Here is a 7,108-nt window from a genome sequence, read left to right on the forward strand (position 1 = left end):
GGCCGGGGCCGCGGGGTGGTCGATGGTCCGTGATGCCCTCATGCCCGGACCCTAGGGCGTCGCGGCGCGCTCCCGGCGGTCTCGGCCCGATCCGCTCCCGGACTGGGGGGACGGGAGCGCGTCGACGGCGACCCGGGCGGCGCCGCCGGGACGTGTCCCGCCGGCCGCCCGCGTGCCCTCCGTCACCAGGACCACGGCGACGCCCGCCGCGCACAGCGCGAAGCCGGCGAGCGTCACCAGCGTGATCCGCTCGCCGAGCAGCAGCGCCCCCGCGGCCGCGGTCGTCGGCGCGACGAGGAACAGCAGCGCGTTGAGCGCGGTGATGCCGACCCGCTCGAGCAGCCACCAGTACAGCCCGTAGGCCGCCAACGTCGGCGCGAGCGCGGCGAGGACGGCCGTGACCCAGAACACGGGATCGGCCGGGGGCGCCAGCGTGCCGGTGCACGCGGCGGCGATGGCCAGGGCGACCGCGGTGACGACGACGTGCACGGTGAGGGTCACGAGCACGGGCGGGCGCCCGGACGACCGGCGCTCGAGGAACGTGCCCGCGACCAGGCACGCCATGGCCGCGGCCGGGAGCAGGTAGGAGACCGGATCCGCGTCCGCCGCCCCCGCCTGCGACCGCACCACGAGCACCACGCCCACGGCGCCGAGCGCGAGCCCGCCCCACTGCGCGGCGCGGACGCGCAGCCCGAGCAGCGGGCCGACGAGCGTCGCGACCACGAGGGGCTGCACCGCGTCGATGAGCGCGGTCGTGCCGGTGGCGATCCCCGCGCCGATCGCGGCGTAGACGAACGCGCAGTACCCGAGCTGGGCGGAGGAGCCGATGAGCGCCTGCCGTCCGAGCATCCTCACCGGCACCCCGCGCGCTGCGCCCGTCACCGCGACGAGCGCGACGAGGGCGACGGCGAGCGGCGCGAACCGCCAGAGCAGCAGCGTCGTCGCGGGCACCTCCACCGTGCCGACGGCCGCGATGAGGAACCCCGAGCTCCAGGCGAGGACGAAGCCGACGGCCGCCGCCACCGTCACCACGCGGGCCGGTATACCGATCTGTCTACTCATCATGGACTCGACTATACAGACCGGTATATTGGTCGTGTGACCATCCCCGTGCCCGACCTCGCCCCCCTCACCCCCGGCGCCCGTCGCGTGCTCGACGCCGCGTCCGAGCTCTTCTACGCGCGGGGGATCCACGTGGTCGGGGTCGACGCGATCGCGGCGGCGGCCGGCGTCACGAAGAAGACGATCTACGACCGCTTCGGGTCGAAGGAGCAGCTCGTCGTCGCGTACCTCCAGCACCGGGACGCGCGGTGGCGCGAGCACCTGGCCGTGCGCCTCGCGCGCACGCCCGAGCCGGGGGCGGACCGCGTGCTCGCGGTGTTCGACGCCGCGATCACCTGGGGCGACGCCAACACCCCCAAGGGCTGCAGCGCGATCAACGCCCGCGCGGAGCTCGGCACCGGCGACCTGGGCGACGAGGACGACGGCCACGACGTGCTCCCCGAGACGATGCGCCAGAAGGCGTGGCTCCTCGAGCTGATCCGCGACCTGTGCGGGGAGGCCGGCGCCCCGGATCCCGTGGGCACGGCGCGGACGCTGATGCTGCTCTACGAGGGCGCCCTCGTCACGCTCGGCATGGGCACCTTCGGACGCCCCTTCGAGGCGGCCCGCGAGGCGGCTCGCGCCGTGCTCGCGTCGGCGCTGCCGACCTCGGCGCCGCGATGACCGCCGCGCCCGCGGCCTCGGATGCGACCCGGGCGGCGTGCCCGTTCTGCGCGCTGCTCGAGGGTGCGCCGGCGCGCGCGCCGCTGCCGCAGGACGTCGTCGCCGAGCGGGAGCGCGCCGTCGCGTTCATCGCCCCGCGCTGGTGGCCGCGCAACCGCGGGCATGCGCTGGTCGTGCCGCGCATCCACGTCCCCGACCTGTACGCGATCGGCCGGGAGGACCACCACGCCGTCGTGGACCTGGTGCAGGAGGTCGCGGTCGCCATGCGCTCGACCTACGGATGCACGGGCGTCTCGACGCGCCAGCACAACGAGCCGGACGGCGGGCAGGACGTGTTCCACCTCCACGTCCACGTGTTCCCGCGCTTCGCGGACGACGACCTGTACGGATCCGCGCCGCTGGCCGACTTCGCCTCCCCGGAGGACCGGCTGCTGTTCGCGCGCCTGCTGCACGGGGCGCTCGCGGGCTGACGCCCGCATCGCATCGCGCCCGCGGCGGCCTAGTCGTCGTAGAGGAGCCAGGACGACGGCGCCGCGCTCTCGTGCGGCGTCGGCTGCCGGTGCCGGAAGACCTCGCGGCCGCCATGCGGCAGCACGTCCACGGCATCGCGCGGGTCGACGCTCGGCGGCCAGAGGGGGAAGTCGGCCGCGCCGACCGTCACGAACGGCAGCGTGGAGCCGTCGCGCATCCGGACGAGGAAGCGCTCGTAGCCCATGCCGCTCTCGCCCGCCTCGTGGATCCGCTCGGCCAGCTCCGCCGCGAGCCGGACCGGGCTGTCCTCGATGCGCGCGACGTCCTCGACCTCGAACGCCGTCGCGATGCGGAAGCCGGCCCGGGCGAGTGCGGCGCGCTCGCCGACGAGGACCCGGTCCCGGACCCGGCCCGACCGGAGGGTCACGCGGCACGGCGCGACGAGGCCGCCGTGCGTCCGTGGGACGCGGGCCAGCTGCGCGGCGAGCTCGGGCGTCAGCTGCATCCCGCCACGCTAGCCGCAGGGCGGATCGAGGCCCTCGCCGACGCCCGGACGGCCTAGCGTCGAGGGGACGCACCCCGGACGCACCCGCCGCGCGGGGGTCCCGATCCACCATCAGGAGGAGAAGCATGACCACCATCGCCATCGTGGGGGCCGGCACCGGCCTCGGCGCCGCCGTCGCCCGCCGCTTCGGAGCCGAGGGCTTCGCCGTCGCGCTCGTCTCGCGCAGCCAGGAGCGCCTCGACGACCTCGCGCGCACGCTCTCCGAGGAGGGGATCACCGCGCGCGGCTACGCGGCCAACGTGCGCGACCACGTGGCGCTCGCCGCCGCGCTCGACCGTGCCGCGCAGGACCTCGGGCCCGTCGAGGTGCTGCAGTACAGCCCGCTCCCGCAGAAGGAGTTCCTGCGTCCCGTGCTGGAGACCACGCCCGGCGACCTCGTCGGCGCGTTCGAGTTCTCCATCCAGGCCCCTGTCGCCGCCGTGCACCAGGTGCTGCAGGGCATGCGCGTCCTCGGCCGGGGCACCGTCCTGTTCGTCAACGGCGGCACGGCGGTCCAGCCCTTGCCGAAGTTCGCCGGCACGTCCATCGGGTTCGCGGGCGAGACCGCCTACGGGCAGATGATCCACGAGGCGCTCGCGGGCGACGGGATCCACGTGGGCCAGCTGATCATCCCCGGCTCGATCCGGCCGGGCCACCCGAGGAAGGACCCGCAGGTGCTCGCGGACGCGCTGTGGGCGATGCACGTGGAGCGCGGCGAGTTCCGTCGCTTCGCGACCACCATGGACGACGAGTAGCGGTCCGCGGGTCGCGCGGGCCGCCCTGATGGGGGCCTGCGCGACCCGTGCCCGGCTGCCACTCTCGGAGCATGGACGCCACCGCACCCCTCCTGACCTGGACCCTCGCCGCCGAGATCCCCGTGCCCGACGACGTCCACGAGCTGCTCGTGCAGGGGGAGCAGGCCGTCGCCTCGTTCCGCACCTTCCGCGACTCGGCGACGTTCACGACGAAGCGCCTCATCGTGCGCGACGCCCAGGGCATCACGGGCAAGAAGGTGGAGCTCTACTCGCTGCCGTACAGCTCGATCAACATGTGGTCGACCGAGAACGCGGGCACCTTCGACCTCAACGCGGAGCTGGAGCTCTGGACGCGCGCCGGCCACATCAAGGTGAAGCTCGGCAAGGGCGCGGACATCCGGCGCATCGACGGCCTCATCGCGTGGGCCGTGCTGCACGCGCACTGATCCGCCACGACGGGAGGGGGAGGAGCGCCGCAGCGCTCCTCCCCCTCCCGTCGTGCGTCGGCTCGGACTAGCCGGCCGGCGTGGCCTTCACCAGGAACTCGACGGTGCCCTGGTCCTCGACGCTCACGAAGCCGAGGTCCGGCGCCTCGACGCCGTAGTCGGAGAAGGTGACCGGGATGGATCCGCTCACCTGCACGCCGTCGCCCGAGAGCGCGGCCTGCAGCGGGACGGTGACGGTCTGCGTGACGCCGTGCATGGTCAGCTCGCCGGTGGCGTCGACGGTGGCGACCTCGCCGCTCGCGGGGACGGCCGCGTCGATGGGCTGCGTGAGCGTGAACGTCGCGTCGGGGAACTGCGAGACCTGCATGGCCTCGTCGCGGAAGTACGAGTCGCGCGGCGGCTGGTCCGTGGCGATGCTCGCGACGTCGACCGTCACGGTGGCGGCCGAGAGGGTGGACCCGTCGACCGTGATGGTGCCGGTCACGTCCTCGGTGGTGCCGACGACGGTCACGTCGGTGCCGTTCAGCACCTCGTCGACGCGGTAGCCGGCGGTGCTGCCGGTGCCGATGGCCCAGTCGCCCGACAGGTCGCTCGTGTCGAGCGTGGAGTCGGCGGGGGCGGCCGACACGGACGGGGCGGCGGCGGGGGCGCCGACGATGACGTCCCGGTAGAACACCGGTCCGGCCACGGCGGCGGTGACGCCGAGCACGACGACCACGGCCGCGCTCGTGCCGAGGATGATCTTGGTCTTCTTCTGCATGGGGGTCTCCTGATCCGGATGGTGCTCATCTGGTCGCCGCGAGGGACTGCGCCGACATCAGGGACGACGGACCAGCCGCGGAGAACGTTCACGCGTTCAGGTTCCTGCCAGGTTCGACCGGCCGGCCGGCCGGCCGGCGGCGGCGGTAGTGGCGATGGCGATGGCGATGGCGTGTCCGCTCCGCGCCGTGACCTGTCGGTGCCGATGCGGCCCTGGGATCCTCGACCTGCCGGCGGGACGGAAAGGTCCGCGCCGGTGCCGGACATGCGGAGGAGTGGACATGCCCGACCCCGGATCCCGCACCCGCTTCGACGCCGTCGTCCGCGAGGTGCTGGAGCCGGTGCGCCGGTACCTCGCCCGGCGCGTGGACGCGCCGACCGCCGAGGACGTGCTGAGCGAGACGCTCGTCGTGCTGTGGCGCCGGCTCCCGGACGTGCCGGACGGCGAGGAGATCCCCTACGCGATCGGCGTCGCGCGGCTGCAGCTGCGGAACGCCCTGCGCGCGCTGCGCCGCCAGGAGCGGCTGGTCGCGCGGATCGTCACGGTCGACCCGCCGACGGAGGTGCCGCCCGACGACGACGGACCGGATCCCCGCGTCGACCTGGTGCGCGAGGCGCTCGGGCTCCTGCGCGAGGCCGACGCCGAGGTCCTGCGCCTGCACGCGTGGGACGCGCTGGCCGTGACCGACATCGCCCGCGTCCTCGACGTCACGCCGAACGCGGTCTCGATCCGGCTGCACCGGGCGCGCCGCCGGCTCGCGGACGCGATCCGGAAGATCGAGGCGCGAGGCGGACATGACGAGGAGAGGGGAGGAGCGGGCCGATGACGACACGACACGACGCATCCGACGCGGCGGGGGAGCCCGACGCGGGGATCGACCGCCGGCTGCGTGCCGCCGATCCCGCCCCGCACCTCGCGCCGCTGTCACCCGGGCAGCGCGCCGAGCTGGAGGAGCGCGCCATGGACGAGACCACCCGCACGACCGCACGCCGCGGAGCGCCCTCCGGCGGCGGGTCGGACCGCCGACGGCCGCGGCCGCTGCGGCGCCCGCTGGTCCTCGGCGCCGTCCTCGCCGCGGCCGCCATCGTCGTCGCGGCCGTGGTCCTGCCGCGGGGCGGCGGGGACAGCACCCGCCTGACGGTCGACGCGTCGGGCGGGCTCGCCGACAGCTGCGCCGTCATCACGCCCGAGGGTCTGGCCGCCGCGGCGACCCTCGCCTTCCGCGGCACGGTCGAGAGCGTGGAGGACGGCACCGCGACGATCCGCGTCGACCGCGTGTTCGCGGGGGAGCCGTCCGACACGGTCGTCGTGTCCCCGGGCGATCCGGACGAGGTGGTGGACGGCGCCGCGCCGGTCTTCGCCGACGGCACGACCTACCTCGTCGCCGCCGCGGACGGGCGCGTCGCCTCCTGCGGCCTCACGGGCGTCGACGGTCCGGAGCTCGCGGCGCTGTACGACCAGGCGTTCCCGGGCTGAGCCGGCTCCGGCAGGTCGGGACGGCGCGATGCGGGACAGGGGATCCGCGATGTCCACCTGCGATGATTCCCGCGAGCGGTGAACCTTCCGGCCGTCCATCTCGTCGTGGAGGGAGGAGGCACGGATGACCACGGAGAGCACGGCCCGGATGCGGGCGCTGCACGACGCGCACGCGCCCGCGCTCCAGCGGTACGCGCTGCGGCTCACGGGGGATCCCGCGCTCGCCGAGGACGTCGTGCAGGAGGCGCTGCTGCGGGCCTGGCGCTCGCCCGCGATCCTCGCGGAGGACGACGAGTCGGCCCGCCGCTGGCTGTTCACCGTGGTGCGGAACCTCGTGATCGACGACCGGCGCAGCGCCTGGCGCGGCCGCGAGACCCCGACGGACACCCTGCCGGAGGATCCCGTCGCCGACGCGTCCGACGCCATCATCGACCGCCTGCTCGTGGCCGAGGCCCTCGCGTCGCTCTCGCCCGAGCACCGGCGCGCGGTCGTCAGCTGCTACCACCTGGGACGCAGCGTCGCGGAGACCGCCGAACGCGAGGGCGTCCCCCCAGGCACGATCAAGTCCCGCCTCCACTACGCGCTCAAGGCGCTCCGGCTCGCCCTGCAGGAACGAGGAGTCACCCGATGAACGACCGTGCCGACGACATCCACGAGTGGGATGCCGCCTACGTGCTCGGCAGCCTGAGCGCCACCGACCGCGCGCTCTTCGAGGCCCACCTCGAGGGCTGCGACGCGTGCATGCGCTCCCTCGCGGAGCTCTCCGGGCTGCCCGGGGTGCTGCGGATGCTGCCCGTGGAGGACGCTCTCGCGCTCATGGACGAGCCCGACGCGCCTGCCGCGACCCCGACCGCACCCGAGCCGCAGGGCGCGACGGCGCTGCCCGCGCCCGCGCCCGTCCCCACGTCGCACCGCGTGCCGCTGCGCCGCC

General features: G+C 75.0%; 11 protein-coding genes. 8 read left to right on the forward strand and 3 right to left on the reverse strand.

Annotated features, from left to right (window positions below; all coding sequences use genetic code 11):
• Positions 1-51: 51 nt before the first annotated feature.
• A complete protein-coding gene (locus tag Q6969_RS11260) occupies positions 52-1,065 on the reverse strand; it encodes a DMT family transporter (RefSeq protein ID WP_317230522.1) in 1,014 nt (337 codons plus the stop codon).
• A gap of 33 nt (positions 1,066-1,098) precedes the next feature.
• On the opposite strand from Q6969_RS11260, the gene Q6969_RS11265 reads away from it, so the two are divergent.
• Together Q6969_RS11265 and Q6969_RS11270 are read left to right on the forward strand one after the other, a co-directional pair.
• Positions 1,099-1,725: a helix-turn-helix domain-containing protein gene (locus Q6969_RS11265; protein ID WP_317230523.1), complete on the forward strand. Its 627-nt coding sequence runs from the start codon at positions 1,099-1,101 to the stop codon at positions 1,723-1,725.
• Positions 1,722-2,195 carry an HIT family protein gene (locus Q6969_RS11270; RefSeq protein WP_317230524.1) on the forward strand — a complete coding sequence of 158 codons (474 nt, stop codon included), beginning with the start codon at positions 1,722-1,724 and terminating at the stop codon, positions 2,193-2,195. The genes Q6969_RS11265 and Q6969_RS11270 overlap by 4 nt, the downstream gene beginning before the upstream one ends.
• A gap of 29 nt (positions 2,196-2,224) precedes the next feature.
• Here the strand turns inward: Q6969_RS11270 and Q6969_RS11275 are convergent, their stop codons facing one another.
• Positions 2,225-2,701, reverse strand: coding sequence for a hypothetical protein (locus tag Q6969_RS11275; protein WP_317230525.1), 477 nt, complete (start codon positions 2,699-2,701; stop codon positions 2,225-2,227).
• A gap of 125 nt (positions 2,702-2,826) precedes the next feature.
• Here Q6969_RS11275 and Q6969_RS11280 point away from each other — a divergent pair, with 125 nt between their 5' ends.
• Positions 2,827-3,495, forward strand: a complete 669-nt coding sequence (locus Q6969_RS11280) for an SDR family NAD(P)-dependent oxidoreductase (RefSeq protein WP_317230526.1) — start codon at positions 2,827-2,829, stop codon at positions 3,493-3,495.
• Positions 3,496-3,566: 71 nt separating this feature from the next.
• Positions 3,567-3,941 carry a PH domain-containing protein gene (locus Q6969_RS11285; RefSeq protein WP_317230527.1) on the forward strand — a complete coding sequence of 125 codons (375 nt, stop codon included), beginning with the start codon at positions 3,567-3,569 and terminating at the stop codon, positions 3,939-3,941.
• 67 nt (positions 3,942-4,008) lie between these two features.
• Here the strand turns inward: Q6969_RS11285 and Q6969_RS11290 are convergent, their stop codons facing one another.
• A complete protein-coding gene (locus Q6969_RS11290; RefSeq protein WP_317230528.1) occupies positions 4,009-4,701 on the reverse strand; it encodes a YceI family protein in 693 nt (230 codons plus the stop codon).
• Positions 4,702-4,981: 280 nt separating this feature from the next.
• On the opposite strand from Q6969_RS11290, the gene Q6969_RS11295 reads away from it, so the two are divergent.
• The 4 genes from Q6969_RS11295 to Q6969_RS11310 all read left to right on the forward strand — a co-directional run.
• On the forward strand, positions 4,982-5,527 hold the full coding sequence (locus tag Q6969_RS11295; protein ID WP_317230529.1) for a sigma-70 family RNA polymerase sigma factor: 546 nt from the start codon (positions 4,982-4,984) through the stop codon (positions 5,525-5,527).
• Entirely contained in the window at positions 5,524-6,177 is a 654-nt protein-coding gene (locus tag Q6969_RS11300) for a hypothetical protein (RefSeq protein ID WP_317230530.1), read from the forward strand. Before Q6969_RS11295 ends, Q6969_RS11300 begins: the two co-directional genes overlap by 4 nt.
• Before the next feature lie 124 nt (positions 6,178-6,301).
• Positions 6,302-6,808, forward strand: coding sequence for a sigma-70 family RNA polymerase sigma factor (locus tag Q6969_RS11305; protein WP_094114770.1), 507 nt, complete (start codon positions 6,302-6,304; stop codon positions 6,806-6,808).
• Positions 6,805-7,108, forward strand: a 304-nt coding sequence (locus Q6969_RS11310) for a zf-HC2 domain-containing protein (RefSeq protein ID WP_317230531.1), incomplete at its 3' end; no start/stop codon positions are given. The genes Q6969_RS11305 and Q6969_RS11310, both read left to right, overlap by 4 nt.

This window comes from Clavibacter sp. MX14-G9D, assembly GCF_032917815.1.
Lineage (GTDB): Bacteria > Actinomycetota > Actinomycetes > Actinomycetales > Microbacteriaceae > Clavibacter > Clavibacter michiganensis_K.

Excerpts from the sequence above, each read along its gene's own strand:
- Q6969_RS11260 (WP_317230522.1), bottom strand. The coding sequence starts at position 1,065 with ATGATGAGTAGACAGATCGGTATACCGGCCCGCGTGGTGACGGTGGCG.
- Q6969_RS11270 (WP_317230524.1), top strand. The coding sequence starts at position 1,722 with ATGACCGCCGCGCCCGCGGCCTCGGATGCGACCCGGGCGGCGTGCCCG.
- Q6969_RS11295 (WP_317230529.1), top strand. The coding sequence starts at position 4,982 with ATGCCCGACCCCGGATCCCGCACCCGCTTCGACGCCGTCGTCCGCGAG.
- Q6969_RS11305 (WP_094114770.1), top strand. The coding sequence starts at position 6,302 with ATGACCACGGAGAGCACGGCCCGGATGCGGGCGCTGCACGACGCGCAC.
- Q6969_RS11275 (WP_317230525.1), bottom strand. The coding sequence starts at position 2,701 with ATGCAGCTGACGCCCGAGCTCGCCGCGCAGCTGGCCCGCGTCCCACGG.
- Q6969_RS11285 (WP_317230527.1), top strand. The coding sequence starts at position 3,567 with ATGGACGCCACCGCACCCCTCCTGACCTGGACCCTCGCCGCCGAGATC.
- Q6969_RS11290 (WP_317230528.1), bottom strand. The coding sequence starts at position 4,701 with ATGCAGAAGAAGACCAAGATCATCCTCGGCACGAGCGCGGCCGTGGTC.
- Q6969_RS11280 (WP_317230526.1), top strand. The coding sequence starts at position 2,827 with ATGACCACCATCGCCATCGTGGGGGCCGGCACCGGCCTCGGCGCCGCC.
- Q6969_RS11300 (WP_317230530.1), top strand. The coding sequence starts at position 5,524 with ATGACGACACGACACGACGCATCCGACGCGGCGGGGGAGCCCGACGCG.